The sequence below is a fragment of the Kribbella sp. NPDC006257 genome (genome assembly GCF_040613535.1).
Classification (GTDB): Bacteria; Actinomycetota; Actinomycetes; order Propionibacteriales; family Kribbellaceae; genus Kribbella.
Genome location: NZ_JBEXSJ010000007.1, coordinates 99,524 through 125,261 on the forward strand (window position 1 = coordinate 99,524; position 25,738 = coordinate 125,261).

General features: G+C 66.7%; 28 protein-coding genes. 13 read left to right on the forward strand and 15 right to left on the reverse strand.

Translation table 11 applies throughout. The features are described 5' to 3' along the window. Positions 1–111: 111 nt before the first annotated feature. Entirely contained in the window at positions 112–879 is a 768-nt protein-coding gene (locus ABZ004_RS10945; protein WP_355679616.1) for a fructosamine kinase family protein, read from the forward strand. Positions 880–942: 63 nt separating this feature from the next. Beyond that, complete coding sequence (locus ABZ004_RS10950; RefSeq protein WP_355679617.1) at positions 943–2,553, forward strand: beta-N-acetylhexosaminidase; 1,611 nt, start codon at positions 943–945, stop codon at positions 2,551–2,553. Positions 2,554–2,607: 54 nt separating this feature from the next. Here ABZ004_RS10950 and ABZ004_RS10955 read toward each other — a convergent pair whose 3' ends face one another. Further along, positions 2,608–2,886 (reverse strand): protealysin inhibitor emfourin, encoded by a 279-nt coding sequence (locus ABZ004_RS10955; RefSeq protein ID WP_355679618.1) that lies wholly within the window; start codon positions 2,884–2,886, stop codon positions 2,608–2,610. Between the two features lie 469 nt (positions 2,887–3,355). On the opposite strand from ABZ004_RS10955, the gene ABZ004_RS10960 reads away from it, so the two are divergent. Together ABZ004_RS10960 and ABZ004_RS10965 are read left to right on the forward strand one after the other, a co-directional pair. Continuing rightward, positions 3,356–3,559 (forward strand): cold-shock protein, encoded by a 204-nt coding sequence (locus ABZ004_RS10960; RefSeq protein ID WP_012921273.1) that lies wholly within the window; start codon positions 3,356–3,358, stop codon positions 3,557–3,559. Positions 3,560–3,673: 114 nt separating this feature from the next. Further along, positions 3,674–4,174 carry a DUF6328 family protein gene (locus tag ABZ004_RS10965; RefSeq protein ID WP_355679619.1) on the forward strand — a complete coding sequence of 167 codons (501 nt, stop codon included), beginning with the start codon at positions 3,674–3,676 and terminating at the stop codon, positions 4,172–4,174. On the opposite strand, the gene ABZ004_RS10970 is transcribed toward ABZ004_RS10965, so the two are convergent. Continuing rightward, on the reverse strand, positions 4,152–5,009 hold the full coding sequence (locus ABZ004_RS10970; RefSeq protein ID WP_355679620.1) for an LLM class flavin-dependent oxidoreductase: 858 nt from the start codon (positions 5,007–5,009) through the stop codon (positions 4,152–4,154). The genes ABZ004_RS10965 and ABZ004_RS10970 overlap by 23 nt on opposite strands. Positions 5,010–5,111: 102 nt before the next feature. Here ABZ004_RS10970 and ABZ004_RS10975 point away from each other — a divergent pair, with 102 nt between their 5' ends. After that, entirely contained in the window at positions 5,112–5,888 is a 777-nt protein-coding gene (locus ABZ004_RS10975; protein WP_355679621.1) for a class III extradiol ring-cleavage dioxygenase, read from the forward strand. On the opposite strand, the gene ABZ004_RS10980 is transcribed toward ABZ004_RS10975, so the two are convergent. Beyond that, entirely contained in the window at positions 5,885–6,871 is a 987-nt protein-coding gene (locus ABZ004_RS10980; protein WP_355679622.1) for an SMP-30/gluconolactonase/LRE family protein, read from the reverse strand. The genes ABZ004_RS10975 and ABZ004_RS10980 overlap by 4 nt on opposite strands. A gap of 353 nt (positions 6,872–7,224) precedes the next feature. Further along, positions 7,225–7,857: a class I SAM-dependent methyltransferase gene (locus ABZ004_RS10985; RefSeq protein WP_355679623.1), complete on the reverse strand. Its 633-nt coding sequence runs from the start codon at positions 7,855–7,857 to the stop codon at positions 7,225–7,227. Positions 7,858–7,991: 134 nt separating this feature from the next. Between ABZ004_RS10985 and ABZ004_RS10990 the strand changes: the two genes are divergently transcribed. The 3 genes from ABZ004_RS10990 to ABZ004_RS11000 are packed head-to-tail and all read left to right on the forward strand — an operon-like array spanning position 7,992 to position 9,471. Next, positions 7,992–8,351: a metalloregulator ArsR/SmtB family transcription factor gene (locus tag ABZ004_RS10990; RefSeq protein WP_355679624.1), complete on the forward strand. Its 360-nt coding sequence runs from the start codon at positions 7,992–7,994 to the stop codon at positions 8,349–8,351. Further along, positions 8,348–8,905, forward strand: a complete 558-nt coding sequence (locus ABZ004_RS10995) for an SRPBCC family protein (RefSeq protein ID WP_355679625.1) — start codon at positions 8,348–8,350, stop codon at positions 8,903–8,905. The genes ABZ004_RS10990 and ABZ004_RS10995 overlap by 4 nt, the downstream gene beginning before the upstream one ends. After that, entirely contained in the window at positions 8,902–9,471 is a 570-nt protein-coding gene (locus tag ABZ004_RS11000; RefSeq protein ID WP_355679626.1) for a TIGR03086 family metal-binding protein, read from the forward strand. The genes ABZ004_RS10995 and ABZ004_RS11000 overlap by 4 nt, the downstream gene beginning before the upstream one ends. 44 nt (positions 9,472–9,515) lie before the next feature. Here ABZ004_RS11000 and ABZ004_RS11005 read toward each other — a convergent pair whose 3' ends face one another. The 3 genes from ABZ004_RS11005 to ABZ004_RS11015 all read right to left on the reverse strand — a co-directional run bounded on the left by ABZ004_RS11005 (position 9,516) and on the right by ABZ004_RS11015 (position 12,497). Then, complete coding sequence (locus ABZ004_RS11005; RefSeq protein ID WP_355679627.1) at positions 9,516–10,019, reverse strand: DinB family protein; 504 nt, start codon at positions 10,017–10,019, stop codon at positions 9,516–9,518. A 76-nt stretch (positions 10,020–10,095) separates the two neighbouring features. Further along, complete coding sequence (locus ABZ004_RS11010) at positions 10,096–11,517, reverse strand: ATP-binding protein (RefSeq protein ID WP_355679628.1); 1,422 nt, start codon at positions 11,515–11,517, stop codon at positions 10,096–10,098. A 107-nt stretch (positions 11,518–11,624) separates the two neighbouring features. After that, positions 11,625–12,497, reverse strand: a complete 873-nt coding sequence (locus ABZ004_RS11015) for a hypothetical protein (protein WP_355679629.1) — start codon at positions 12,495–12,497, stop codon at positions 11,625–11,627. Between the two features lie 97 nt (positions 12,498–12,594). Between ABZ004_RS11015 and ABZ004_RS11020 the strand changes: the two genes are divergently transcribed. Continuing rightward, positions 12,595–13,626 (forward strand): UDP-glucuronic acid decarboxylase family protein, encoded by a 1,032-nt coding sequence (locus ABZ004_RS11020; RefSeq protein WP_355679630.1) that lies wholly within the window; start codon positions 12,595–12,597, stop codon positions 13,624–13,626. On the opposite strand, the gene ABZ004_RS11025 is transcribed toward ABZ004_RS11020, so the two are convergent. Beyond that, entirely contained in the window at positions 13,522–14,805 is a 1,284-nt protein-coding gene (locus ABZ004_RS11025) for a methyltransferase domain-containing protein (protein WP_355679631.1), read from the reverse strand. The genes ABZ004_RS11020 and ABZ004_RS11025 overlap by 105 nt on opposite strands. Beyond that, positions 14,802–15,266, reverse strand: a complete 465-nt coding sequence (locus ABZ004_RS11030) for a hypothetical protein (protein WP_355679632.1) — start codon at positions 15,264–15,266, stop codon at positions 14,802–14,804. Before ABZ004_RS11030 ends, ABZ004_RS11025 begins: the two co-directional genes overlap by 4 nt. 59 nt (positions 15,267–15,325) lie before the next feature. Between ABZ004_RS11030 and ABZ004_RS11035 the strand changes: the two genes are divergently transcribed. Next, a complete protein-coding gene (locus tag ABZ004_RS11035; protein ID WP_355679633.1) occupies positions 15,326–17,359 on the forward strand; it encodes a DegT/DnrJ/EryC1/StrS family aminotransferase in 2,034 nt (677 codons plus the stop codon). On the opposite strand, the gene ABZ004_RS11040 is transcribed toward ABZ004_RS11035, so the two are convergent. Both ABZ004_RS11040 and ABZ004_RS11045 read right to left on the reverse strand, forming a co-directional pair. Further along, complete coding sequence (locus ABZ004_RS11040; RefSeq protein WP_355679634.1) at positions 17,337–18,107, reverse strand: class I SAM-dependent methyltransferase; 771 nt, start codon at positions 18,105–18,107, stop codon at positions 17,337–17,339. The genes ABZ004_RS11035 and ABZ004_RS11040 overlap by 23 nt on opposite strands. Continuing rightward, entirely contained in the window at positions 18,104–19,222 is a 1,119-nt protein-coding gene (locus ABZ004_RS11045) for a radical SAM protein (RefSeq protein ID WP_355679635.1), read from the reverse strand. Before ABZ004_RS11045 ends, ABZ004_RS11040 begins: the two co-directional genes overlap by 4 nt. A gap of 133 nt (positions 19,223–19,355) precedes the next feature. Between ABZ004_RS11045 and ABZ004_RS11050 the strand changes: the two genes are divergently transcribed. Beyond that, complete coding sequence (locus tag ABZ004_RS11050) at positions 19,356–20,171, forward strand: LLM class F420-dependent oxidoreductase (RefSeq protein WP_355679636.1); 816 nt, start codon at positions 19,356–19,358, stop codon at positions 20,169–20,171. Between the two features lie 153 nt (positions 20,172–20,324). Then, complete coding sequence (gene def, locus ABZ004_RS11055) at positions 20,325–20,930, forward strand: peptide deformylase (protein ID WP_355679637.1); 606 nt, start codon at positions 20,325–20,327, stop codon at positions 20,928–20,930. Between the two features lies 1 nt (position 20,931). Here the strand turns inward: def and ABZ004_RS11060 are convergent, their stop codons facing one another. Continuing rightward, positions 20,932–21,495: an AAA family ATPase gene (locus ABZ004_RS11060; RefSeq protein ID WP_355679638.1), complete on the reverse strand. Its 564-nt coding sequence runs from the start codon at positions 21,493–21,495 to the stop codon at positions 20,932–20,934. Positions 21,496–21,539: 44 nt separating this feature from the next. On the opposite strand from ABZ004_RS11060, the gene ABZ004_RS11065 reads away from it, so the two are divergent. Next, positions 21,540–22,589: a LacI family DNA-binding transcriptional regulator gene (locus tag ABZ004_RS11065; RefSeq protein ID WP_355679639.1), complete on the forward strand. Its 1,050-nt coding sequence runs from the start codon at positions 21,540–21,542 to the stop codon at positions 22,587–22,589. Here ABZ004_RS11065 and ABZ004_RS11070 read toward each other — a convergent pair. Genes ABZ004_RS11070 through ABZ004_RS11080 form a run of 3 tightly spaced genes read right to left on the reverse strand, consistent with a single transcriptional unit; the run spans position 22,586 to position 25,732 of the window. Continuing rightward, on the reverse strand, positions 22,586–23,473 hold the full coding sequence (locus ABZ004_RS11070) for a carbohydrate ABC transporter permease (protein ID WP_355679640.1): 888 nt from the start codon (positions 23,471–23,473) through the stop codon (positions 22,586–22,588). The genes ABZ004_RS11065 and ABZ004_RS11070 overlap by 4 nt on opposite strands. Continuing rightward, positions 23,470–24,405 carry a sugar ABC transporter permease gene (locus ABZ004_RS11075; RefSeq protein ID WP_355679641.1) on the reverse strand — a complete coding sequence of 312 codons (936 nt, stop codon included), beginning with the start codon at positions 24,403–24,405 and terminating at the stop codon, positions 23,470–23,472. Before ABZ004_RS11075 ends, ABZ004_RS11070 begins: the two co-directional genes overlap by 4 nt. 1 nt (position 24,406) lies before the next feature. Next, positions 24,407–25,732, reverse strand: a complete 1,326-nt coding sequence (locus tag ABZ004_RS11080) for a sugar ABC transporter substrate-binding protein (RefSeq protein ID WP_355679642.1) — start codon at positions 25,730–25,732, stop codon at positions 24,407–24,409. Positions 25,733–25,738 lie beyond the last annotated feature (6 nt).

Here is a 25,738-nt window from a genome sequence, read left to right on the forward strand (position 1 = left end):
CCACCCCGCGCGCATCTTTCGACACGCGGTGTTGGATTCCTTCCCCACCCCACCGCCCCGATCGGTTGACACCTCAGCAGGATCAGTCCCTGAACTGGCAGAGTTCCGTCCATGACCGTCCCCGTCTTCGTGAAGGAACGGCACGATGCGCCGCCCGGGTTCTTCGAGGTGGAGGCTGCCGGGTTGCGCTGGCTCGCAGTACCGGGTGGCGTGCCCGTCGTCGAACCGCTCGAGGTCTCCCCCGGCCGGCTCGCCACGCCGAGGCTGTTGCCGGTTCCGCCGACCGGTGCCGCGGCCGACGAACTCGGCCGGCGCCTGGCGGTCCTGCACGACGCCGGCGCCCACCACTTCGGCGTACCGCCTGATGGGTGGGAAACCGATGGGTTCATCGGCACGATCGAGCTACCGCATGCCCTGGAGCCCGTCGACTCGTGGGGGGAGTTCTACGCGACCTACCGCATCCAGCCGTATCTACGGATGGCCTACGACAAGGGCACGATCGACGGGCGGCAGCTGGAGGTCTTCGAGAAGCTGTGCCGCACGCTGGCATCGGGCGCGTACGACGATCCGGAAGAGCGCCCGTCGCGTATCCACGGCGACCTGTGGTCCGGCAATGTGTTCTGGTCCGCCGACGGAGTCCACCTGATCGACCCGGCCGCTCACGGCGGACACCGCGAGACAGACCTCGCCATGCTCGGCCTGTTCGGCATGCCTCAGTTGGAGCGCGTACTGCGGGCGTACGACGAGGCGCACCCGTTGACCGAGGGCTGGCGCGACCGGGTCGGGTTGCACCGGCTGCACCCGCTGCTGACGCACGTGGTGATGTTCGGCTCGGCGTACGTGGCGCCTGCGCTGGCCATGGCGCGCAAGTACAGCTGAAATAGTTAAGGAGTTTGCCAATTGATCTTGACTCCGGCAGTGAGCCGTCGTTCACTTCCGGTCATGGACCGACATCTCCGCCTCAATCGTCGGGTCTCGCTGGCCGGCCTGCTCACGGCCGCACTGCTAGCGACACCCCTGATCGCCGCCACGACGCCCGCCGCCGCCCAGCCATCGGCCCAGGGAGCGCCTGCCTTGATCCCCCAGCCAACCTCGCAGCACGCCCTGCCCAACCAGACCTTCACGCTGCAGCCGTGGAGCATCGTGGGCATCGACTCGTCCGCCAAGGAGAGCCGTGCGGCCAAGAAGGTCGCCGACCAGCTCACCGCCCAGCTGCGGCGCTCCACCGGCTACAAGCTGCCCGTCTTGCCAGTGCTCCCCGGTTTCGCCGACATCCGGCTGTCCACCAACGGCCCAGCATCCCTCGGCGCCGAGGGCTATCAGCTGCGAGCCGAGCGTTCGAGGCTCACCGTCACCGCTGCGACGCCTGAGGGCCTGTACCGCGGCGTGACCACCCTGCGGCAGCTCCTGCCCGCTAAGGCCGACGCTCGGACCCGCCAGGCAGGCCCGTGGAAGATCGCCGGTACGACGATCTCCGACTCGCCTCGGTACGCCTACCGAGGTGCGATGCTCGACGTGTCCCGGCACTTCTTCTCGGTGGCCGAGGTGAAGCGTTACATCGACCTCATCTCGCTCTATAAGCTGAACAAGCTCCACCTGCACCTGTCCGACGACCAGGGCTGGCGGATCCAGGTGGACAGCTGGCCGCGGCTCACGACGTACGGCGGCAGCCTGGAAGTGGACGGCACCCCTGGTGGGTCGTACACGAAGGCGCAGTACAAGGAGATCGTTCAGTACGCCGCGGACCACTACCTGACGGTGATCCCCGAGATCGACACTCCTGGGCACACGAATGCCGCGCTGGCGTCGTACGCGGAACTGAACTGCGACGGGGTGGCGCCTCCGCTCTACACGGGAACCGATGTGGGCTTCAGCTCGCTCTGTGTCGCCAAGGACATCACCTACAAGTTCCTGGACGACGTGTTCCGTGAGGTCTCGCAGCAGACTCCTGGAGATATCGTCCACCTCGGTGGCGACGAGGCGCACTCGACTCCGCACACGGACTACCAGACCTTCATCCCGAAGGCTGCTTCGTCCATCACCAAGCAGCACAAGCGCGTGATGGGCTGGCAGGAGATCGGCGACACCGACCTTCCGCCGGGAAGTATCGCGCAGTACTGGGGTACTGACGACGAGGGCTCGCAGGAGCTCGCTCGGAAGGCCGCTGCGAAGGGTGCAACCGTCGTGATGTCGCCGGCGAACCGGGCGTATCTGGACATGAAGTACGACGAGAACACGCCGTACGGGCAGGACTGGGCGGGTCTGGTCGACGTGAAGACGGCGTACGACTGGAACCCGGCGACGCTGGTCCCGAACCTGCCGGAGAAGGCCGTGGCGGGTGTCGAGGCGCCGATCTGGACCGAGACGCTGGACAACCTCGACAAGCTCGAATACATGGCGTTCCCGCGGCTGCCCGGGATCGCCGAGCTGGGCTGGTCGCAGGCGTCGGCGCACAACTGGGAGACCTACAAGGTGCGCCTGGGCGCCCAGGGATCGCGCTGGGATGCGCTCAGCGTGAACTTCTACCGCGCGCCGGAGATCGACTGGCGCTGAGGTTTTTGACGGGGAGCTCTTGCGGGAGCTCCCCCTTTGCTGTTCCCGGCGAAGCTACTCGCGGCGCAGGACGCGGTCGACCAGCCAGGCGGTGTCGTGGTCGAGGTCCTGCTCGGCGACGGTGAGCTGGGTGGGCTCGGCCTCGGCGTGCTCGCGCACCTCGAGGCGGTAGACGTACCGATCGGGCTGGGGACGACCGGACCCGAGCTGCTCCGGATCGAGCGCCTGGACGGCCTGTTCGAGCCGCTCGCTGTCCGGTTCGGCGGTCGTGTCGAGCTCCCCCTGGGCGATCAACCCGGCGAATCCGCCGCTGCGTACCACTTTGAGGATCAAGTCCCGCCTCCGTCTCACGTCGTACGGACACTTTTCTCTGCCGCACAACAGTTGTCCAGACTGCGACACGCCGAGAGATTCGGCTCGCCATTACCCGGCGTACAGAGCCTGTTGTCCTTCCTTGTCGGCCGACGGAATCGCTTGCGGGAGCGGGGCCGGCGGAGAAACAGCAGGTCGGCGTGGGTTTCGTTGTCTCGGGCCCGGGTCACGCCGGGTCGGGTGCTGCCCGTCATCGCTGCCACGAGCCGGACACGGAGCGTGGCGAGCGGCAACTATCCGCGACACGTGTTCCCGATCACCCCCCACACTGCGCCCGAGATCGGCTACAGTTATCGCGTTGCAGTTTTGGACTCCCACTGACTTTTGCTGTGCTGTACGGCCGGTTTCGTCGTCTGGGGCCTTTCGGCGACACGCGGTTCATGAGGTGTGGATCGCGTCTTGTTACAAGCCATCAAGGAGATAGACAACAATGGCTGTCGGTACTGTCAAGTGGTTCAACGCTGACAAGGGCTTCGGCTTCATCACCCCGGATGACGGTGGCGCGGACGTGTTCGCGCACTACTCGGCCATCCAGACCTCGGGCTTCCGCTCGCTGGACGAGAACCAGCGCGTCGAGTTCGAGATCACCCAGGGCCAGAAGGGCCTTCAGGCGGAGAACATCCGCCCGATCTGATCTTCGGATCAGCCTTCGAAAAACTGAGAACGAGAGGGCCACACACCAATCGGTGTGTGGCCCTCTCCAGCGTTTCCGGCGGGGGTAGATTCGTCGCGACCCGCGAGGAGAACGATGACGAACGACGAGCCGCCTGCGCGCTATTCCCGCAAGGAGGAGGACACCGGCGAACGCCTCGACCGGCAGTGGAACGAGCTGCTGCAGGAGCTGCGGCTGGCGCAGACCGGCACCCAGATCCTGTTCGCGTTCCTGCTCAGCATCCCGTTCAGCAACCGCTTCCAGGACGCCGGGAACTTCACCCACGCCGTCTACGCGGGCACCCTGATCGCCTCCGGGCTCGCGGTAGGCCTGCTGCTCGCACCGGTCTCGTTCCACCGGATCTTGTTCCAGCGCAAGATGCGCGACCGGATGATCCCGATCGCCGGCCGGATGGCGGCCGGTGGCCTCGCCTTCCTCATCGTCGCGATCAGCGGCGGCCTGCTGCTCGCGCTCGACGTGGTGGTCCCCCGCCCGGCCGCCTTCGCGATCGTCGGGATCGTCCTCGCCTGGTTCCTCTTCTTCTGGTACGCCGTACCGCTCTGGGTCCGCCGAGCTACCCCTTCCAACGGGGAATGACCTCGGCGGCTACCTCTTCGAGCACGTCCTCGCTCCCGGCGTACACGCCCTCGGCCCGCGGCCAGTGGGTGATCACGTCACTGAAGCCGAGTTCGGCGGCCCGGCCGGTCGCGTCCTCGAAGGCGGCCACGCTGCTCAGCGCGAACCGGGAGTTGTCGATCGACAGGTAGCGGTCGATGGGCTTCCCCTGCAGTACGTCGTCCAGCCGGCGACCGAGTTCGGCGACGCCGCGGAACCAGTCGTCGTACCCGTCGGCCTTCTGGCCGGTGGTGACCCAGCCGGCGCCGTACCGGGCGGCGAGCCGGAGCGATCGCGGTCCGTTCGCGGCCATCACGAACGGCACCCGCGGTTGCTGGATGCAGCCCGGCAACGTGCGGCCGTTGCGCGTCTCGAAGTACTCGCCCTTGTAGTCGACCTTGTCGGTGGTGAGCAGAGTGTCGAGCAGTTCGACGAACTCGGTCAGCCGGTCGACCTTCTGCCGCGGGCTCAGCTCCTCGCCGCCGAGGATGGTGGTGTCGATCCCACCGCCGGCGCCGATCCCGCAGAGGAACCGGCCGTTCGAGATGTCGTCCAGCGCGAGGATGTCGCGGGTCAGCGCCAGCGGGTGCCGGAAGTTCGGGCTGGTGACGAAGGTGCCGAGTTTGATCGTTTCGGTGACGAGCGCGGCGGCGGTCAGGGTGGGCGTCGTCCCGTACCACGGTGAGTCCTGCAGGCCGCCCCAGGTGAGGTGGTCGTAGGTCCAGGCATGGTCGAAGCCGAGCTCCTCCGCGCGCCGCCATCTCGGCGCGGCCTCCGACCAGCGGTACTCGGGCAGGATCGTGATTCCGAATCGCATGGTCCGCACAGTATCCGGTCGACTCCGAGGCTGAGCTCTGGGAATAGATTGAGTGTTCAACTATATTGAGGAAGGTGACACCCTTCTGAGAGGCAGGAAGCCATGACCACCCCGGTGCTTTATCTGAGCCACGGCGCGCCACCACTGGCCGACGACCGCGTCTGGACCGCGGAACTCGCCGCGGTGTCGGCCGGCCTCGCCAAGCCGACCGCGATCCTGATCGTTTCGGCGCACTGGGAGGCCGCCCCACTCACCCTCGCGGCGACGGAGACCGTCCCGCTGTTCTACGACTTCTGGGGCTTCCCCGACCGGTACTACGAAGTGCAGTACGCCGCACCGGGTGCTCCTTCGCTGGCCGCGCAGGTGCTGAAGCTGCTGTCGGCTCCGGGCACTCCCGTGTACGACGATCCGTCGCGCGGGCTGGACCACGGCGCCTACGTGCCGCTGAAGGAGATGTACCCCGACGCCGACATACCGGTGTTGCAGGTGTCGATGCCGACGCTCGATCCGGCGAAGCTCTTCGAGATCGGGCGCAAGCTGGCTCCGCTGCGGGACCAGGGCGTGCTGATCATCGGGAGTGGGTTCACCACGCACAATCTCAGCGCCATGAGCATGAGCGGCGGGCCGGACGGGCCGGCACCTTCGTGGTCGATCGAGTTCGACGACTGGGCGCAGCGGGCGTTGGCTGCGCAGGATCTGGATTCGCTGATCGACTTCCTGCACAAGGCGCCGGCGGCCGGGATCGCGCATCCGCGGACCGAGCACTTCGCGCCGCTGTTCGTGTCTTTGGGTGCGGCGGAGAAATCGCTCGGCTCCGCTTCTACCGTCGTGGATGGATTCTGGTACGGCTTGTCGAAGCGGTCCTGGCAGATCGGCTAACGCGCCGGCGTGGGGAAGGTGGCGAGGGTGGTGGTGCCGAGACTGCTGAGCCAGACCTTGCCGTCGCGTTCGCGGACACCTGTGGGCATGTGGAAGTTCGGGTGCTTGCCGCGGAGATCGTGGATCAGGTTGCCGTCGTCGTCGTACGCCTGGATCTCGATGATGTCGGCTGCCTTGGGTTTGACCGCATCGGGGAGGGCCCAGACGAGCTTCCGTAGTACCGGCGGTTTTGGCAGCAGAAGGTCGAGGAGGGCGTTGCGGGGCGAGCCGATGGCGACCCAGATCAGACCGTCCGAGCCGCGCGCGATGTTGTCGGGCAGGCCGGGGATCTGGGCGACGAGGACCGGTTCGGCGTCGGGGTTGGTCAGGTCGAGTTTGTAGAGCCCGTAGCTCGCGGTCTCGGCGAAGAAGAGGGTGTTGCGGTCGCCGCTGAGCGCGACGCCGTTCGGGAACGGGCGGCCGGTGGCGAGCGTGGTCAGCTCGCCGTCCGGGGTCAGCCGGTAGACACTGCCGGTACTGGAGTGCTCGAGCAGGTCGGCCATCCACTCGTGCACGCCGAACCTGGTCGACGAGTCGGTGAAATAGATGGTGCCGTCGGGCAGCACGTCCGCGTTGTTGCAGAACTTCATCGGTCGCCCGCCGATATCGCTGAGCAGGGTCTCGAGGTGCCGATCCTTGTCGAGCGTGAGCAGACCGCGATCGGCGTCGCAGATCAGCAGCTTCCCGTCGGGCAACCACTCGAGTCCCAACGGGCGCCCGCCGGTATCCGCCAGCGTGGTGATCTGACGTCCATCGGCACTGACCTCGAGAATCCGCCCGTCCACGAGCCCGGTGATAACACTCCCGTCCTCGTCGATCAGCGCATCCTCCGGCCCCTCCCCCGGCAACGCCACAACCTCGACCTGCAACGGCCGCGGCTCCCGCTCGGCCGCCGCATCCGGCGGATCCCAACGAACCGGCGCAATCCTCGACTTACCACCCATCCCCAGAGAGTAGCTACTCCACCTCCATCCGCAACCACCCCGAAAGGCCCACCCCGTCGCCAGCTCCTACGACGCCGGGCTCCCACCCCAGACGCGGCTCCTCCGTCGGCATTGACGACGGCACCCTCATCGCGGCCCAGTCGCTGCGCCCCACCCGATGCCGGCCGAGCGTCTGGCGTGTGCCGACGGACATGAGGTGTCCGCCTGACCTCCCCCACTCACGCTCAGCTCACGCTCGCCACCGAAGCGGCAAGCCCTTCCCCGGCACATACCTCATGTCGGTCGGTACGCCGAAGGCGCAAGTCAGCCGGTACGCCGAAGGCGCAAGTCAGCCGGTACGCCGAAGGCGCAAGTCAGCCGGCTGTTCGCAAGAGCGCCCATTGGTAGTGCATGGGGCCGCCGACCTCCCAGGTCGTCCATTGCTCGATCGTTGCGTGCTTCGCCAGCTCTTCGCGCAGTACGTCGTCCGTGCGGATGCTGAAGAACCTCGGGGGTCCGAAGTCGCGATCGTCGTCCCAGGAGTGCTCGCGCACGAGTTCATCTCCCCAGAGGCCGATCGCGAGCGGCGAACCGGGGCGGAGGACTCGCACGATCTCCGCCAGGGCTGCCGGCAGATCTTCGTTGGCGATGTGCAGCAAGGTGCTCATCGTCCATCCGGCGTCGAAGGCGGCATCCTCGAAAGGCAGTTCGAGGACCGAAGCTACGTGGGCATCGAGGCCGAGTGCCCGGCAGGCGTTGACGCTTTCGGGGGCAAGGTCGACGCCGGTGTAGGTCAGCCCAGCAGCGACGAACGCCTCGCCGTCCCGGCCTGGCCCCGAGCCGATCTCCAGGACGCGCTCGAGCCCTTCATCCTTCAACTGGGCCACGAAAGCGTCCCGCTGCGCCAGCCGGTCGGAGGGCAGCGGCCGGTCGGCACGCTCACGGACCTCAGCGTCGTAGTAGGCGACCAGATCGGCTTCTCGTTGACGTCTCGCGGAGTCGTTCATGGGACCGGATCCTGCCATCACCCGAGGTGCACCCGGCTGCGACTCTCGCTCCATCCTCAATCAACTGGTTGACAACGAGTCGGCTGGGATCTACGGTCATTGTCAACCGAGTGGTTGAGGTTGGGGAGTTGGGGATGAGTGATCCGTTGTCGCAGGTGTTTGCCGCGTTGGCTGATCCGACCAGGCGGGATCTGGTGGCCCGGCTGACCGAGGGCGACGCGAGTGTGGGTCAGCTGGCGGCGCCGTACGAGGTGAGTGTGCAGGCGATCTCGAAGCATCTGAAGGTGCTCGAGCAGGCCGGGCTGGTCAGCCGGTCTTCGGACGGGCACCGCAGTCCGGTGCATCTGGAGGCGGAGGTCTTCGACCTGATGACGAAGTGGATCGAGCGGTATCGGCAACGGGCCGAGGCGCGGTACCAGCGGTTGGACGCGGTACTGGCGGAGATGGACGACGAGGCGACCGGGCAGCACCCGGCACGCGAGGAGACGGCATGAACGAGACAGTGAAGAAGACGGCGATCGAGGCGGATCCGGCGGTTCCGATCATCCGGCTCACCCGCGACTTCGCCGGTACGCCGGCGCAGTTGTTGCGGGCGCATACCGACCCGGAGGTGTTCGTTCGGTGGGTCGGTCCGGAGGGGATGACGACCACCGTGGACCGCTGGGATGCGAGAACTGGTGGCAACTGGCGGTATGTGTCTGCCCGGGACGGGATGGAGTTCGCGTTCTACGGCTGCTTCCACGAGGTGCGGCCGGGCCGGATCGTGCAGACGTTCACCTGGGAGGGCGACCCGGACGGGGTCGCGCTGGAGACGCTCACCTTCGAAGACCTCGGCGACGGCCGCACCCGGCTGCACACCCAGTCCTTGTGCGACAGCTTCGAAAGCCGCGACGCCTGGCTCCGCAGCGGCATGGAAACCGGCCTCAACGAGGGCTACGCCAAACTGGACGACCTGCTCGCAGCAGGTGAGGGCGCCGGGATCGCCGATGAGAATGCGGGAACCATCGCAGATGAGAGCGCCGGGATCGCTGCTGGGGTGGAGAGATGAGTCTTCCGGTGGAGCCGGGTGAGCGGCATCGGGTGGTGGCTGCTGGGTTCAGCAAGCGGGTGTTGGGTGTGTCCGACTGGGACGCGTCGGCTCCGGTGCCGGATTGGCGTGCTCGAGATGTGGTCGGGCACCTGGTCGAGTGGTTCCCTGGCTTTCTGAAGAGCGCGACCGGTCTGGACCTCGACCGCGGACCGTCAACGGAAGAGGACCCGGTCGCCGCCTGGCAAGTACACGCCGACGCAGTGCAGCGGTTGCTCGACGGACCTGAGTCGACCACCCCGTTCAAGCACCCAATGGTCGGCGAGCTGCCTCTCCCTGACGCGGTGGATCGCTTCTACACAACGGATGTCTTCCTCCACACCTGGGACCTCGCCCGCGCCACCGGCCAGGACGAGCAGCTCGACGCGGACTTCTGCGCCGACCTCCTCGCCGGCATGACCCCGATCGAGGACCTCCTCCGCTCCTCCGGCCAGTACGGCCCGGCGGTCCATGTGCCGGCCGACGCCGACGTACAGACCCGCCTGCTGGCCTTCATCGGCCGCGACCCACTCAACAGCAAGGAATAAGCTCCGTCGGCAAGGCCACGGGAGCGTCCGTCGGTGCCGGTGCGCTACTCGCCTGTTGCGCCGTCGAGGTGTTCTCGGAGCAGGTCGGCGTGGCCGTTGTGGCGGGCGTATTCCTCGATCATGTGGGTGAGGACCCAGCGCAGGGAGAAGCGTTCGCCGTTGTCCGATCCGATGGTGCTGGGGTCGAGGTCTGCGATGGCGGCGCGCGCTGCGGTGACGGCTTCGTCGTAGCGACGGAGGTCCTCGGCGTACGCGGCTGGGTCGAGGTCGGTCCAGGCGCGGTCGGGGGTTTCGGGGGTGTAGTACGGGTAGTTGGCGGGCTGGTCGGTGAAGGTGCCGCCGAACCAGCCGAGTTCGTCCTCGGTGATGTGCCGGACGAGCCCGTGCAGGGTGAGCGTGGAGGGCGCGAGGACGGCGGTCCCTAGTTGCTCGGGCGTCAGGCCGTCGCATTTCCAGCGCAGGGTGGCGCGCTGGAAGTCGAGGAACGCGACCAGCGTCTCCTTCTCTCCGACTTCGGTGGGCGGGTCGGGTCGTCCGTGCAGCTCCATGAGCGCAACCTATCGGGCGCTGCCGACAATCTCCGTCCGCCGGAGGATGCGACGAGCTTCGCACGATTCAGAATGCTCAGTAGGAGGTTGGGGCGAGACCTGGGGTTGCTTCTGGTGGGGTGGTGTAGGGGACGGGGTCGGTGGCGCCCAGGAGGCGGCGGGTGAGGGCGTCTCGGTCGGAGAGGAGGTCTTCGGCGGCGGCGCGGAGTTCGGCGTCACCGGGGACGGAGTCGTTCTCGGCGCCTCCGAGGACTGCCCGGCGTACGAGCTCCTTGGCGAACGAAGCCGTCGTACCCTCCGTCATCGCCACCACCTCATCGACGACCGCAGGGGTCAGCGACAGCGCCGGTCCGTAGAGCGACAGCAACCGCGCACGACCAGCGGCGTCAGGCAGCGGTATCTCGACAGCAAGATCGACTCGACCAGGTCGCTGGCTCAGCGCCGGCTCCAGCAGATCAGCACGGTTCGTGGTGAGCAAGAAGGCGACGTCCGCCTCCTCGGTCAGACCATCCATCTCGTTCAGCACCTGGAAGAGCAGCGGCCCTCCCCCATACATGTGATCCCGGGACTCGGCGACCAGATCGCAGTCCTCCAGTACGACGAGCGCCGGCTGCAGCATGCGCGCCAGACCACAAGCCTCAGCGATATAGCGGATGCTCGTCCCGGCCAGCAGTACCACCGTGAACTCAGGCAGCCGTGACAGCAGATACCGAACCGTGTGCGTCTTCCCGGTCCCAGGCGGTCCGTATAACAGCACACCACGCCGCAGATGCTGCCCAGCTGCGAGCAGCGCCTCGCGGTGGTCCGCGATGCCGATCACCTCGCGCTCGACGCGTTCCAGTACGCCGTCCGGCAGCACCACGTCATCGCGCGAGATCCCGGGTCGGGCATGCAGCCGGAACGGCCCGACCCCAGGACCGAACTCGTGCCCCTCGAACGACACCACCTGCCCGCGGAACACGTTGTGCTCCAGCATCAACGCCGGCAGTTCCCCGAGGAAGCGCTCTCCGGCTTCCTTGCTGACGGCAATGACCTCCAGCTCCACCGCACTACGCCCGTACTGCGGGTTGGCGGCTCGCAGCAGCGCGACGTACCGGTCCTCGCCCTGACTCCCCAGGTAGAACCCGAACGCGACGCAGTCCATCTCCTGGTCGACCGCGATCGAGAGCCGCTGGTAGTCCACCGAGCCGATGCCGTACCGGCGATGCGCCGAGAGCTCGAGCAACTCGGAGAACGAATGGTGATTGCGATCGGAACCGGCCAGCCCGACCACCTCGAACTCGTCGAACCACGCCTCGACCGCCAGCTGGACGTTCGGCAGCTCGAAGGCGGAGAACTTCGCCGACACCACCGGTAGGTCTTCCGGATCGATCCCGAGGTGAGCCAGCAAGCGCTCTCTCAGGCTCTCCCGCGCGTTCTCGGCCGGCGGCAACTGCATCCGCTCCAGGAACCCGTTGAACAGCCTGGCAAACTCCGCCACCTCGTCCGGCTCGTCCATCCCCATTCCCCCTCGCTCGACCCCGGATGACATCCACCCGAGGCCAAGCTTCCCCGCCCGAAGGGTCAGCACCCCGGCGTGCTGCCTACCCGGTGGTGCCGCGACCGTCAGCTCTGGGCGCGCCAACTGGACGGGAGGCCGGTGGTGTTGAGGGAGTGGGGGTGGGCGCCGGACTTGTCCATCAGCCAGATGACTGGGCTGACACCGGAGCCAGGGACGTTCGGGTCGTAGACGCCGGCCCCGCGACCGTAGGCCAGCCAGCGCCCGTCCGGCGACCAGACCGGGCTCAGCTCCTGAACGTTCGGTGTGTTCGTCAACCGCTGAACCGCCCCGGTGCCGACATCGACCAGCCACAGATCACCGTGCGCCTCGACCGCGAGCTGGTCTCCAGCCGGATTCCAGTCCAGCCGGTAGGCCCCCTCCAACGGAATGATCTTCCGAACCTGCGACCCGTCCGCACTGTAGATCCGCACCTCGTTGAAGGTCGCGGCCGCGAACCGATGCCCCTTCGGTCCCCAGGAAGGCACCAGATCGTTGCTGTCGTGCGTGCCGGTCAGATCACTCCAGCCTCCCGGGAACCCGTCCTTGCTGACCCGCCAGATGTCTCCACCGGACTCCGCGATGATCCATTGCCCGTCCGGCGACCAGCGCGGGTACGCCGGGGCCGAACCCCCGTCGACCAACCACCGATCATTCGATCCATCGGATGCCATCGCCCGGATGCTGAAGCCGTCGACATAGGCGATCTGCGAACCGTCCGGCGAGTAGTCCGGCGACGAATACCAGTAGGCCGACTTCCCGGTGTCCTGAACGCCCTGACCATTCGGCTGCACACTCTTGATGTTTCCTGGTCCACCGGCCGCGTCATCCACGGCGACGTACAGGATCCGGCCACCGGGCGACGGCGTACCGGCGTACGCCGTGGTGCCTGGAATGAGTGTCAGAGCCGCAGCCACCGCCGCGACGAACAATCTGCGCATGAAATCCCCTTCGCTAGAAACACGACTACCTGGCTCGATGCAGACGGGACCGGAGAAGTTGCGAGGGCTTATGGTGAGGTTGGGGAGGGGGAATCTGATGCAGCGTGCTGTCGTGACGGGTGGGGCCGGGTTTCTTGGGTCGCATCTGTGTGAACGTTTGTTGGCCGATGGCTATCAGGTCGTGTGTCTGGACAACTTCGTCACCGGAAGTCCGACCAACGTCCAGCACCTGATGGAATCGCCGGACTTCCGGCTAGTCAGGTGCGATCTGGTCGACTACATCCACGTGCCGGGTCGGGTCGATCTCGTGCTGCACTTCGCCTCGCCGGCCAGCCCGGTCGACTACCTGCAGCTTCCGATCGAGACGCTGACCGTCGGCGCGATCGGCACATTGCACGCGCTCGGACTCGCCCGGGAGAAGGGCGCGCGGTTCATCCTCGCGTCGAGCTCGGAGACGTACGGCGATCCGCGCGAGCACCCGCAGCGCGAGGACTACTGGGGTCATGTGAACCCGGTCGGCCCGCGCGGCGTGTACGACGAGGCCAAGCGGTACGCCGAGGCGCTGACGATGGCCTACCGGCGTACGCACGGCGTCAACACCGGGATCGCACGGATCTTCAACACGTACGGCGAACGCATGCGCCCCCAGGACGGAAGGGCGATTCCGGCCTTCGTCACCCAGGCACTCCGCGGCATCCCGTTGACGATCGCCGGCGACGGAAGCCAGACCCGGTCGGTGCAGTACGTCAGCGACCTCGTCGAAGGCGTGACCCGCTTCGCCGCCTCCGATCACCCGGGTCCGATGAATCTGGGCAATCCCGAAGAGCTGACTGTCCGCGAGATCGCGACCAGGATCCGCGAGCTGGTGGGATCGTCGTCCGAGCTGACCACCATCCCGAAGCCGGAGGACGATCCAATGGTTCGCCGCCCGGATATCGGCCTGGCGACCAAGGTCCTGGACTGGGCGCCGAAGGTCACGTTCGATGAAGGCATCGCCCGAACGATCACCTGGTTCCGAGAAGTGCTAGCCGCGGACGGCAGTGAGGAAGAGATTCGCCGACTTGAAGACAGACCCGTCGATCCGGAGTGGGGCGTCGAAGAGAGCGCGCGCTCGGGACGGAGCCAGTAGCGCCGGGACCTGCAGGAACCGCCAGAACAGGTTGGCGCCGTCCCGCGACTGGGGCCGAAACCCTGCCTGGGTGAGCATCCCGAGCAGGTCCTCGGGCCGATAGTTGGTGTGCTCCTGACGATCCCATGCCATGTCACCGCGCAGGCCGTCCGACGAGTCCTCGAAGCGCTGTCGGTAGACCTCCCGCCCGAACCGGGCCGCATAGACCGCGCGATGCAGCCGGGGAAGCCGCAATTTCGCGTTGTCCGGATCGAGGAACGAGAACACGTGTCGCGCCGGCACCGTCAGCACCAGCAGACCACCTGGCCGGAGTACGCGATGAACCTGCGCGAGGGTCGACCGTTCGTCGCGGGTGTGTTCGAGCACGTCGAGCATGCTGACCGAGTCGAAGGACGCGTCGGCAAAAGGGAGGTCCTCCCCTACTCGCACGAGCGGCTCAGCCCCCGGTAAGGCGGTGAGGTAGCCGGGATGCGGGTCCGCGCCGACGACACTCAACGCAGTACGGTCTCTCAAAGCTGAGAGGAAGGTCCCGTCGCCGATGCCGAGATCCAGATGCCGCCCGGTCCGCGACCGCAGGTGCTCGAAAGCCCAGGCATAGCGTGCCGTCGGGTGCTTCGCGAACGGGTTGTCCTCGGCAATTGGGACCGACGAACGCCGACGCGCCGGGGAACAAGGGCCCGATGATGGGGTTTGGGTTGCGCGGTCCATGACGGATTCCAGTGCGGCTTGGTCGACGGCGGCTAGGGGTTTCATTGCCGCTAGCAACTTCTCCTCGGTTGCCGGATGATCGGCTACCGTGCGCGCCAGCTCCGACAGCGAGCCCCACAGAGCGACCACTCGCCCGCGGGGCTCTTCGGCGCGGAGATACTCGACCTGGTGATCGTTGCGCATCTCACCACGTGCCGCCTCGCGGGCGACAGCGATCGGCACCTTTCCCATCCGTTCCACCAGCCGCACCGTGTTCCCCGCGTGGGTGATCACGACATCCGCTTCGGCGAGCCGCCGCATGGTCTCGTCGTAGCCGATGAACGGTTCGTGCGGACACGGCGGCACCAGCGTCGACGTACCGGTCTGGATGAACACCTCATGGTCGGCACACAACGCCGAGCACGCAGCGATCAACCGATCGAACGGCCACGGCCCCATCCCGACCGTGACGAAGACGTTGAGGCGGCTCAATAGAGTTCACCGACGTTCACAGCTCGCCGGTGCCGCGCGAGCAACTCTGGGTGCTGGACCACCACCTGGCTAGCCAACGCAGCACAGAGCCGCGCCGCGAGCCCCGGCTTGCCGATCACGTTGAACGTCTCCACCCAAACAGCCGGTACGCCGGCCAGCCGCGCGGCCAAGAAATACGGCACCGCGACCCCACTCCCGGCCGACACCACCAACTCGATCCCCGCACTCCGCAACATCCGGCGCGCTCGCAGCACGGCCCGGAGCAGCTCCACCAGCTGACGCGGGCGAAGCTCGGACTCCCAGCGAACGGCGTACGGAGCCAAGAGTTCCGCGGTATCGGGCGCCCGCACCGACACCCACGACACATCGTGCTTGCGCCACCACGGGCGCAACGCGAGCACGTCGAGCAGCACTCCCCCGCTGCTCGACACCAACAACATCCGCCGGCCCCCCTGCGTCATTCGCTCATGGTATTCCTCATCCGCAAGGGTTACAGTTCGCAGATTCGGGGGAGCCGCTGATGGGGGGAACCGTCATGGCCAAGAGTCGTTCGGTGGTGCTGGTCGGGGGATCAGGATTCGTCGGTTCGGCAGTACGTGCACACGCCCGTACGACGGGTCGCCATGTCACCGTGGTCGACCGGCGGCCGCCTTCGGACGGCACCGGGTTCCACCAGCTCGACCTGCTGACCGGCGTACCGGTGCTGCCGGATGGTCGTGTGGTGCTTCTGGCCGGCAACAGCGATCCGCGGACTGCACATCCGTGGCGGCTCGTCCTCGACAACGCCCTGGCCACAGCGCGCCTGTTGCCGGCTCTCGCCGACCGAACCGTCACCCTCATCTCATCGGCCGAGGTCTACGGCGCCACTCCCCTGGCCGACCTCCCGCTCGACGACGAAGCCCTGACAGCCTGGTGCGAAAAGGCGATCCAGCTAGCCAAGAACCCTTGCCCACCATGGCTTGCAGCGCCGCTGTGTCGCGAGCTCGCCGCAGCGGATCCGGCCGGCCGCTGGGTCTACGGGATGGCGAAGCGCGCCCAGGAGTTGCTCGTCGCCTCGGTCGTCCCGGCCAACCGGCTGACGATCTTCCGCGCAGCCAACCTGTTCGGTTCCGGCCAGGACCGGGTCGTTGCCCGAGTCGCGCGACGCGCCTTGGCCGGCCTGCCGATCCGCATCACCGACAGCGTGCGGACCTTCATCGCCGCCGACGACCTGGCCAACGCCGTACTGCGGGAAGACGCGGCCGGCCTGTTCAACGCAGGCACTGGCAAGCTCCGGCTCACCGACCTCGCCAAGCTCGTCCTCGACGAACTCCAGCTGAACGTGCCGGTGGAAGTACTGCCGTCGCCACCCGATGACAGCAGCGGCGATCTCGCGATCAAACCCTTCCTCCGGCTGCTCGATCTGGTCGAGGACGAGCACCTGGACGAGACTCTTCGCCGCTTCGTCCGTGAACTCGAGGTCGTCCCAGAGTTCAATCCGCCGCTTCCCGTGGTGATCCCGCCCCTTCCCTTCGCCCCGGATCTCGTGGCAGCCCGATCCGCCTCGGCGCTGCAATCCGGCGTGCTGAAGAGTGGTGGTCCGCTGACCACCAGGTTGACCGAGTTACTGAGTGAGCGGTTGGACCTGACCGACGAGCACACCTTGCTGGCGACAGCGTCGGGGACGGCAGCGCTGCGGCTCGCAGTACTGGCTGTCGCTGGGCCTGCAGAGCCCGGTCAGGTTGCAGTGCTGCCGTCATTCACGTTTGTCGCGACTGCTGAGGCTTTGGCGCAGCTCGGCTACAAGCTTCGCTTCTGTGACGTCGATCTGAAGACCTGGACGCTCGATCCTGTCGGCTTGGAGAAGGCCTTACTACCAGGCGATGTCAGCCTGGTAGTTGCCGTCGACACCCTTGGCGCACCGGCGAACTACCCAGCAATCAAGGCGATCTGCAGCCGGTACGACGTACGCCTGGTCGCCGACTCGGCCCCGGCGCTCGGCAGCATCTCGGGCGGACGGCCGGTCGGCACGCAGGCGGATGCGCACTCGTTCTCGATGAGTTTCGCCAAGGTGGTCTCGGCGGCCGGCGCCGGCGGCTTCGTCGTCATCCCGTCCGATCGACTCGCGTCGCTTCAGGCACCGGTCGACTGGACTCGGTCCTCGATGCTCGGCGAAGTGCATGCGGCGGCCGCGGTGGATCTGGTCGAGCACCTGGACGTCCTCGTCGAGCGTCGTCGGCGAGTGGCCGCTGCCTACGCGGAGCTGCCAGTTGTCGCTCAACAGGTTCTGCCTGGCGACGACCACGCATGGGTCCATTGGGTGGCAAGGTTCCCCGATCGCGACCGGCTGGCTGCGCAACTCGGTCGGCTCGGTGTCGGGACGAAGCCGTACTACGCGCCCGTGCTGCACCGCCAGGAGTGGAAGGGTCTCGCCGAGCCCGCCATCGAGTTGCCGGTGACCGACGTGCTGGCCGACGAGGTGCTCGCGTTGCCGATGTCGTCGGAGATGAATCCCGCCGATGCGGAGAAGGTGGTCTGCGCGGTCCTCGGGATCATGCAGTCCGGCGGCCGATGATCAGCAGTTGCTTGCCGAGGTCGGCCAGCTCGGGGTGGTCGGCCATCGCGCGTTCCTGGTCGAGCTGGCCGTCATAGTCGGCGGTCAACGCAGTCACCAGGTCTTCGCGGCCGATAAAACTCGCGCCGACCAGCAACCCCGCAGTACTGAGTATTTCCAGGCCTGCCTGTTTGAAGGCGTCCTGGAGTGCGGCGGCGTCGAGAAGGTGGAGGTCGGCTTCCTGGTCGTCGATGCGCCACACGCCTCGTCGCGTGCAGAGTCGTTCCATCGCCTCGCCGGTGCGGTCGGCGCGGACGAGCTCGACGACGAGGCCGAAGAGGGAGTCGACGAGTACGCACATCACGCCGGCTGGCTTCAACCAGGCGGCGCATCGGGCGATGGTCGCGGCCGGATCAGCGGTGTATTGCAGCGAACCCATCGCGACAACGGCGTCCGCGGCTGCGCTCGGCAGGTCGACGTGCTCGACGCGATCACGGACGAGGGTGAAGTTGTCATCCTGGAGAGTTGCAGCCCGGGAGGACATCCCCGGCGCCGGTTCGATGCCGATCACCTGGTGGCCCTGCTCGAGGAACCTGCGCGACCAGCGGCCGACGCCGCAGCCGACGTCGATCACCAGAGCGCGCGTCGTACCGATGGCTTCGGTGCATGCTTGCCAGGCCAGGTCGTCGTACGCCCTGCGATGCGGCGCGGCGAAGTGATCCTCGTACGTCGCAGCGAGTGCGTCGTACAGGTCCTCGGAAGACCTCATGTAGCTACTAGGCTTCGGCGACCGAAGTGCCAGAGCAGGTTGTCGACGTGGCTGCTCGGCCGCCAGGCGAGGTTCAGCGCGTAGTTGCTGCCGCAGCCCTTACAGTCCTTCTTGAAGAAGTTGTCGTGGTCCTGGCGGTAGCGCTGGCTGTCGATGATGTCGGCGATCGACTTCTCCCGGACGTTGTCGTGGGCATCGTGTGCCCAGCATCCGCCGACCTCGCCTGTCGAGTGGATCATCAGCTTGAGCTGGGACTCGGCACACGGTAGATCGTGCTGGAGTACGTCGCTGAAGTGGCGTCGCAGGTAGCTGAGCTCGGAGAAGTGCGGCAGGTATCGCCCGTCGGCACGCAGCAGCTGCTCGACCTCGGCCAGTACGGCGTTGATCTGCTCGGTGCCGATCCTGGTCTCCAGCGTCACCTGGCCGGCGCGGAACAGGAATGTCTGGTCGGTCGCGAGGTTGAGGTAGAGCTGGACCTTGAGCCGTTGCGCCAGCCGCATCATGTCCGGCAGGGACTCGATGTTGGACCGCATCACGGTGAAGTTCATCCGGACCCGGAGCTTCAGCCGATCGCGCTGCTCGACGAGTTCGGTCAGCCGGCCGATGGTCTTGTCGAACGACCCCTCGACGCCACGCACCCGCTCGTGAATCTCGGCGTCCGGCCCGTCGACCGAGATGTTGAAACTCCGGACGCCCGCATCGAGCACCGCCGTACGGCGTCGTTCGTCCAGCAGCACCGCGTTGGTGTTGACGTGCAGGTTGCGGATGCCCCGGCTGTAGGCGTACGCCATCAACTCGGGCGCGTCGCGGCGGAGCAGCGGTTCGCCGCCGGTGAAGTTGGCCTTGACGATGCCGAGCGCGGCGAGCTGGTCGAGCACGTCGCGCCACTCGGCGCCGTCGAGCTCCTTGCGGGTGACTGTTCGCCAGCAGGCACAGCTGACGCATTTGAGATTGCAGTTGTCGGTCAGGAACAGCTCTGCTGCCAGTGGTTTGACGTGCAGAGCCGGCCGGAGATGTTCCTTGATCGCGAGCCGACTGAAGAAGACCGCGAGCCTGGCCCGGTCCCCCCACGGCCGTACCGGCAGAATCCTGCCGCCCCTTCGGTGCATGCGCATGCTGAAGGCCCCTCCCCCTCGACAGCTACATCGACCGTAGCGACCAGCCGTTACCGATATCGCCTGATCCGGCCCGGCGCCCGGATGGTGACCGTACCGGAGGGTCCTCCGAAACGGCGTATAGGATTTGGTCATGACATCGACCGATTCCACGCCCCGTCCGTACAGCGCCTTCCCGGTCCGGATCGGCCTCCAGGTCCAGCCCCAGCACGCGTCGTACGCCGACATCCGGCGTACCGTCGCCGAGGCCGAGGAGATCGGCGTCGACATCGCCTTCAACTGGGACCACTTCTACCCGCTGTCGGGTGAGCCGGACGGCCTGCACTTCGAGTGCTGGACGATGCTCGGCGCCTGGGCCGAAGCCACCGAGCGGGTCGAGATCGGCGCGCTGGTGACCTGCAACTCCTACCGCAACGCCGACCTGCTCGCCGACATGGCGCGCACCGTCGACCACATCAGCAACGGCCGGCTGATCCTCGGTATCGGATCGGGCTGGTTCGAGCGCGACTACGACGAGTACGGCTACGAGTTCGGTACTGCGGGCGGCCGGCTGGACGCCCTCGGCGAGGCGTTGCCGCGGATCGAGGCGCGCTGGGCGAAGCTCAACCCGGCGCCGACCCGGGACATTCCGGTGCTGATCGGTGGTGGCGGCGAGAAGAAGACGCTGAAGCTCGTCGCGCAGCACGCGAACATCTGGCACGGCTTCGGCGACGCGGAGACGATCGCGCACAAGCACGCCGTACTGGATGCGCACTGCGCCACCATCGGCCGCGACCCCGGCGAGATCGAGCGCTCCACCGGCGTCGGCGGCAAGACCCCCGAGCAGATCGGCAAGTCCCTGCTCGACGTCGGCACCCGCCTGTTCACCGTGAGCGTCTCCGGCCCCGACTACGACCTCGGCCTCCTCCGCGACTGGGTCTCCTGGCGCGACGAGATCAACAACGCCTGACCCACCCCGGCGTCGCCCGGTTGACCCCGGCTCGCCCGGTCGAACGCCGTTATTTCGTCCGCTGCCCGGATATAAACCCGGCAGCGGACGAAATTCGCGGCAGCGGCCGGGTCAGAGGCTTGGGGTGGCACCGCGCTCGATAGGATTTCCGGCATGTCTACGTTGCCTGCGCCTGGTTCCGTGTTGCCGATCACCCGATGGGGTGAGGAGCCGATGCATCACGTGAACAAGCCCGTGACCGACTTCGGTCCCGAACTGCAGAAGCTGATCGCCGACATGGTCGCGACGATGAACGCGGCCGAGGGCGTCGGGCTGGCCGCGAACCAGGTGGGCGTCGACCTGCAGCTGTTCGTCTTCGACTGCCCCGACAAGGCCGGCAACCGGCACCAGGGCGTCGTCTGCAACCCGGTGCTCGAACTCCCCGAAGGCAACGACCGCAAACTCGACGAGGGCGAGGAAGGCTGCCTGTCGCTGCCCGGCGCCTTCACCAAGTGCGTCCGCCCCGACTGGGCCCGGGTCACCGGCGTCGACCAGAACGGCGACCCGGTCAGCTATGAAGGCGACGGCCTGCTGGCCCGTTGCCTCCAGCACGAAACCGACCACACCCAAGGCATGGTCTTCGGCGACCGCCTGTCCCGCAAGTACAAGAAACGCCTGTACGCCGAAGCCGAGGAACTCGCCCCCGATTACCCCGCCGACTGGCCCGTCTCGCCCATGCTCAACCAGGAAGAGCACTCGGACGAGGGCCTCAACGCCTGACTCACCACCTGGCGCGCTCGAGCTGTTCCAGGATCGCGTCGGTTGACTCCTCTGCGGTTTGGCCGGTTGTGTTGAGCCAGAGGCCGCGCTGTGGGGTCTCTTTGAGGCCTTCTTGGAGGGTGGCTACGGCGTCGGCGAGGGTGCGGCCGGGCCCTTGCCAGTCGCGGTAAGAGTTGGAGCCGCGCGCGATCTCGCGTTGGACGATTGAGTCGATCGAGGGGTTGAGGACCACCAGGTAGGGGTCGGCGATGCCTTTGAAAGAGTCGAGCCAGCGGGTGACGTGGTCGCCGAGGATGATGTCGGAGCAGACGAAGTCGAAGCCTGCCTCGAGGTAGTGGCACGCCACGAGGGCACTGGCGTCGTACCGGAGTTGCAGTTGGCGGAGCGCCTCGGGCGACGGGTCGGGGGTCATGCCGGCGGCGCCTGCGACCACCGCGTGGTAGTAGACGTCGCCGTCGACGGTGGCGGCTGGCGGGCCCAGGCGGCTCGCGAGCAGGGGCGCGATGGTGGACTTGCCGGCGGCCTGCATTCCGGTGATCAGGACGACTTTCTGCACGTTGGTCATCACATCACGGGGGTCCAGCGGATTTTGGCCGATAGGCTGCGGGGATGAGTGGGGTGTCGAGTGAGTCGGGGCCGCGGCGGCCGGTGACGCTTGATGACGTCGCCCGGCAGGCCGGGGTGTCGCAGCCGACCGCCTCGCGGGTGCTGAACGGCAGCGCGCGGAAGGTTGCCGAGAGCTACCGGGAGCGTGTTCTCCAGGCGGCGCGGGAGCTCGGCTACACGCCGAACCTGCCGGCCCAGGCGATGGCTCGCGGTACGTCGCGAACGATCGCGCTGGTGATCAGCCTGATCTCCGACCCGTACTTCTCCGCGATGGCCGCCGAGATCATGAAGCAGGCCGAGGCGCTCGGGTTGCACGTGTCCATCGCGGTGACCGAACGGCAGGCGGATCGCGAACTCGACCTGGTCCGCGAGCTCCGCGGTCAACAGCCCCGCGCGATCATCCTGGCCGGCACCGGGTACGTCGACCCGCCCTCTTCGCAGCACCTGATCGACGAGCTGCATCGCTACGAGGAGACCGGCGGACGCGTCGTACTGATCAGCCGCTCCGATCTCCCGTTCGAAACCGTCGACTTCGACAATCACGAAGGTTCGCGGCAACTTGCGCGCGAGCTCGCCGCCCTCGGCTACCAACGCTGCCTGGTGCTCGGCAGCGGCACTCCCCTGCTCTCGATGCAGCAACGCGTCGAGGGTTTCGTCACGGGGCTGGTCGAGTCCGGAGTCGCTGATGCTGCGAGCCGTGTCCACCACCCTGGCTTCAGCTGGGCCGGAGCGCGCGAGTTCGTGCTGGGGCTCAGCGACGAAGAGCTGCAGAGCTTGCAACTGGTGTTCGCCGTCACCGACGACATGGCGCTGGGAGCGCTTGCCGGGTTGAGAGAGCGCGGTCTGCGGATCCCGGAGGACATCGGCGTGGCCGGCTTCGACGACATCACGACCTTGCGTGACGTCGTACCGAAGCTGACCACCGTGCACGTGGCGCTCAACGCCGTCGCCCAGGAAGCGGTCTACCGCGCGACGACGACCGACACCGCCCTGACCCGCAGGACGGTGCCGGCCTATCCCGTACTACGCGCCAGCACCCCGCCGCTCCCCTAGAACTTCACGCCTCCGCTGACCAGGTCGATCTTCCAGTAGCGCTGGAGACTCAGGAACAAGATCGCCAACGGCACTATCGACACCAGCACGCCTGCGATCACGATCGAGTACTGCGCGGCTTGGCCACCCGTGATGATCATCAGGCCGTACAGCCCGAGCGTCAGCGGGTACAGGTGATCGTTGTTGATCATCACGAACGGGAGCAGGAAGTTGTTCCAGATCCCGATGAACTGCAGCAAAAACACCGTCACCAGCGCGGGCAGCATCAGCGGCGCCCCGACCGACCGGAAGATCCGCCATTCGCTCCCGCCGTCGATCCGCGCCGCCTCCATGATCTCGTCCGGCACCGACGCCTCGGCGTAGATCTTGCACAGGTAGATCGCGAACGGGCTGACCAATTGCGGCAGCAACACCGACGCGTAGTTGTTGGTCATCCCGAACTTCGCCAGCAACAAGAATTGTGGAATCGCCAGCATGATCTGCGGCAGCAATACCGCGGCGACGATTGTCCGGAACAACACCGTGCTCCCGAGGAACCGGTACTTCCCCAACGCGTATCCGGCCGCACCGGCGATTGCCGTGGACAACAATCCGCCACCGATCGCGTAGATGACCGAGTTCACCACCCAGCGGCCGAAAATGCCGTGGTTGTAGGTGAACAGGGCCCGCATATTCGTCCAGAATCCGCCGGTGAACGCCGGCATGAACGGGGCGGACGAGAACAGCTCGTCGTTCGACTTGGTCGACGCTATGACGATCCAGAGCACCGGCAAGACGCAGTACAAGGCGCCTATCGCGAGGATGATCGTAGGTACCCAGCGGGTGCCATGTCGTTTGCTCTCGCTCCGCCGTAAGGCGATGGCTTGCAGTTCCATCGTGGTCATCGGCCCTGTCTCCGGGTGAGTCGACGGCCGGCGACATTGACCAGCACGGTCGCGGCCACCGTCATCGTGATCAGGATGAACGAGGTCGCGGCGCCTTCGTAGATGGAATTGTTGACGAAGGCATCGGTGTAGACCCGCATCAACGGCACCCAGGTCGACGAGATCGCGTTCGCCAGTGGCTTCAGCGTGGTCGGTTCGTTGAAGAGCTGCAGCGCGCCGATCACCGAGAACAGCGCGACCATCGCCACCGCCGGACCGATCATCGGCAGCTTCACCCGGACCGCGATCTGGAACTCCGAGGCGCCGTCCAGCTCGGCCGCCTCGAACAGCTCCTTCGGCAGACTCCGTACCGCGGTGTACAGAATCACCATGTTGAAACCGACGACGCCCCAGACCGCCACGTTCGCGACCGAGAAGAAGATGCCCTTGGTGCCGAAGTAGTCGACCACGTCACCGCCGATCGGACTGGTGGCAGGCAGGTACATGAAGCCCCACAAGAGCGACGCGACGACACCCGGTACGGCGTACGGAAGGAAGATCGCCAACCGGGCGAACCCGACCAGCCGGGCCCGTTTCGCATCGAGGCAGAGCGCGAACACCACGGCCAGGATCACCGTCATCGGTACGCCGAAGGCCGCGATCAGCAGCATCCGGCCGAGGCTCCCCCAGAACTCGTGATCGCTCAGGGTCGCGGTGTAGTTGGTGAGACCGGCCCAGACCTCGGTCGGTTTGCCACCACCGAGCAGACCCTTGCCGACCTTCATCCGGCGGAAGCTGAGGAAGATCGCGTACACCGCCGGAGCGAGCGTGAACAGCGCCAACAGGATGACCGCCGGCGCGATCAGGAGGATCGGGAGCAGGCCGCCACGCCCGCGGACTTTCGTCGCGGACGTGGCGCCTGTGCTCCCGCCCAGAGCACGGGAATGGCTCATCTCAGCCGGCCACCTGGAAGCCCAGCTTCTTCATGTCGCTGACGGTGGCCTCCTGCATCGTGTCGAGAGCGCCGGAGAGCGCTGTCTTCTTCTGCAGGGCTGCACCGAAGGCGTTCGAGTAGGAGTCGAAGGTGACGTTCGCGTTCGGGCCCCAGATGTCGAAGGTCCGCACGCCCTTGGAGACGTTCGCCATCAGCGTGTTGTAGTCGGGCTGCGTCGACATGAACGGCGGCGGTGTCTTCAGTACCGGCAGCGCCTGACCCTGCGCGGACGCCGGGAACGCCTGCACGTTGGTGATCAGCGAAGTCATGCCGGCGTCGGAGGAGTTCATCCACTCGACGAACTTCGCGGCCTCGGCAGGGTGCTTGGAGTTGGTGGTGACCGCCTCGGTCTCACCGCCCCAGATGCCGACCGTGTTGTCCCCGGCGGTCCAGGCCGGCAGTTGCACCGCGGCCCACTTACCGGCCGTGTCCTTGGCGATCGAGGGCAGCTGGTTCGGTCCCCACTGGGCGCCGACCCAGCCGACGATGGTGCCGTTGTTCATGTCGGTGTTCCACTGGGCCGACCAGTTCGGCTGCGGGCTCACCAGGCCCTTCTTGATCAAGCTGTCCCAGTAGTCCGCGACCTTCTTGCTCGCGGCGTCGTTGATGTTGACGGTCCAGGTGTCGCCGTCGGCCTTCCACCAGTTGGCCCCGGCCTGCTGCGCGAGCCCGGCGAACCAGCCCGGGTCGGCGGCGGTGAAGTTCCCGATGTATTTCTTCGAGTCAGCCTTGTGGATCGCGGCCGCCGCCGCGGCGTACTCGTCCCAGGTCTTCGGCGGCTTGATGCCGAGCTTGTCGAAGACGTCCTTGCGATAGAAGAACACCATCGGGCAGACGTTCTGCGGTACGCCGTAGGTCTTGCCCTCGAACTGCACCTGAGAGAGCGCGCTCTTGTCGTACTTCGAGGCCAGGTCCTTCACGTAGTCGTCGATCGGAGCGACCACCTGGTTGGCGATCAGCGCCGGGAGTGCCTGGTACTCGACCTCCGTGACGTCCGGGTTCGTGCCGGCCTTGTTGTTGGTGATCAGCTTGTTGTAGAGGGTGTACCCGGTGCCGGAGGGCTTGCTCAGCTTCACCTGGATGTTCGGGTTCAGCTTGTTCCACTCGTCGACGACCTTGTCCATGCCGCCGTCCCAGTTGACGAACGTCAGGGTCACCTTCTCGTTGCCGGTGCTGCTGCTCGGCGTACCGGCGGTGGGCTTGTCGTCGCCGCCGGAGCAACCCGCCAACGCGAGCGCCGCCGCGACCAGTACGCCGACAGCCGCCGCGCTCGTGCTTGCCTTCATCTTCCG

Bases quoted from the DNA above. Each gene is read 5' to 3' on its own strand.
- ABZ004_RS10960 (WP_012921273.1), top strand. From the start codon at position 3,356: ATGGCTGTCGGTACTGTCAAGTGGTTCAACGCTGACAAGGGCTTCGGC.
- ABZ004_RS11000 (WP_355679626.1), top strand. From the start codon at position 8,902: ATGAGTCTTCCGGTGGAGCCGGGTGAGCGGCATCGGGTGGTGGCTGCT.
- def (WP_355679637.1), top strand. From the start codon at position 20,325: ATGTCTACGTTGCCTGCGCCTGGTTCCGTGTTGCCGATCACCCGATGG.
- ABZ004_RS11015 (WP_355679629.1), bottom strand. From the start codon at position 12,497: ATGCGCAGATTGTTCGTCGCGGCGGTGGCTGCGGCTCTGACACTCATT.
- ABZ004_RS11020 (WP_355679630.1), top strand. From the start codon at position 12,595: ATGCAGCGTGCTGTCGTGACGGGTGGGGCCGGGTTTCTTGGGTCGCAT.
- ABZ004_RS10980 (WP_355679622.1), bottom strand. From the start codon at position 6,871: ATGGGTGGTAAGTCGAGGATTGCGCCGGTTCGTTGGGATCCGCCGGAT.
- ABZ004_RS11005 (WP_355679627.1), bottom strand. From the start codon at position 10,019: ATGGAGCTGCACGGACGACCCGACCCGCCCACCGAAGTCGGAGAGAAG.
- ABZ004_RS10995 (WP_355679625.1), top strand. From the start codon at position 8,348: ATGAACGAGACAGTGAAGAAGACGGCGATCGAGGCGGATCCGGCGGTT.
- ABZ004_RS10965 (WP_355679619.1), top strand. From the start codon at position 3,674: ATGACGAACGACGAGCCGCCTGCGCGCTATTCCCGCAAGGAGGAGGAC.
- ABZ004_RS11030 (WP_355679632.1), bottom strand. From the start codon at position 15,266: ATGACGCAGGGGGGCCGGCGGATGTTGTTGGTGTCGAGCAGCGGGGGA.
- ABZ004_RS10975 (WP_355679621.1), top strand. From the start codon at position 5,112: ATGACCACCCCGGTGCTTTATCTGAGCCACGGCGCGCCACCACTGGCC.
- ABZ004_RS11070 (WP_355679640.1), bottom strand. From the start codon at position 23,473: ATGACCACGATGGAACTGCAAGCCATCGCCTTACGGCGGAGCGAGAGC.
- ABZ004_RS10950 (WP_355679617.1), top strand. From the start codon at position 943: ATGGACCGACATCTCCGCCTCAATCGTCGGGTCTCGCTGGCCGGCCTG.
- ABZ004_RS11075 (WP_355679641.1), bottom strand. From the start codon at position 24,405: ATGAGCCATTCCCGTGCTCTGGGCGGGAGCACAGGCGCCACGTCCGCG.
- ABZ004_RS11065 (WP_355679639.1), top strand. From the start codon at position 21,540: ATGAGTGGGGTGTCGAGTGAGTCGGGGCCGCGGCGGCCGGTGACGCTT.
- ABZ004_RS11060 (WP_355679638.1), bottom strand. From the start codon at position 21,495: ATGACCAACGTGCAGAAAGTCGTCCTGATCACCGGAATGCAGGCCGCC.
- ABZ004_RS10945 (WP_355679616.1), top strand. From the start codon at position 112: ATGACCGTCCCCGTCTTCGTGAAGGAACGGCACGATGCGCCGCCCGGG.
- ABZ004_RS11050 (WP_355679636.1), top strand. From the start codon at position 19,356: ATGACATCGACCGATTCCACGCCCCGTCCGTACAGCGCCTTCCCGGTC.
- ABZ004_RS11080 (WP_355679642.1), bottom strand. From the start codon at position 25,732: ATGAAGGCAAGCACGAGCGCGGCGGCTGTCGGCGTACTGGTCGCGGCG.
- ABZ004_RS11040 (WP_355679634.1), bottom strand. From the start codon at position 18,107: ATGAGGTCTTCCGAGGACCTGTACGACGCACTCGCTGCGACGTACGAG.
- ABZ004_RS11045 (WP_355679635.1), bottom strand. From the start codon at position 19,222: ATGCGCATGCACCGAAGGGGCGGCAGGATTCTGCCGGTACGGCCGTGG.
- ABZ004_RS10985 (WP_355679623.1), bottom strand. From the start codon at position 7,857: ATGAACGACTCCGCGAGACGTCAACGAGAAGCCGATCTGGTCGCCTAC.
- ABZ004_RS11010 (WP_355679628.1), bottom strand. From the start codon at position 11,517: ATGGACGAGCCGGACGAGGTGGCGGAGTTTGCCAGGCTGTTCAACGGG.
- ABZ004_RS11035 (WP_355679633.1), top strand. From the start codon at position 15,326: ATGGGGGGAACCGTCATGGCCAAGAGTCGTTCGGTGGTGCTGGTCGGG.
- ABZ004_RS10970 (WP_355679620.1), bottom strand. From the start codon at position 5,009: ATGCGATTCGGAATCACGATCCTGCCCGAGTACCGCTGGTCGGAGGCC.
- ABZ004_RS10990 (WP_355679624.1), top strand. From the start codon at position 7,992: ATGAGTGATCCGTTGTCGCAGGTGTTTGCCGCGTTGGCTGATCCGACC.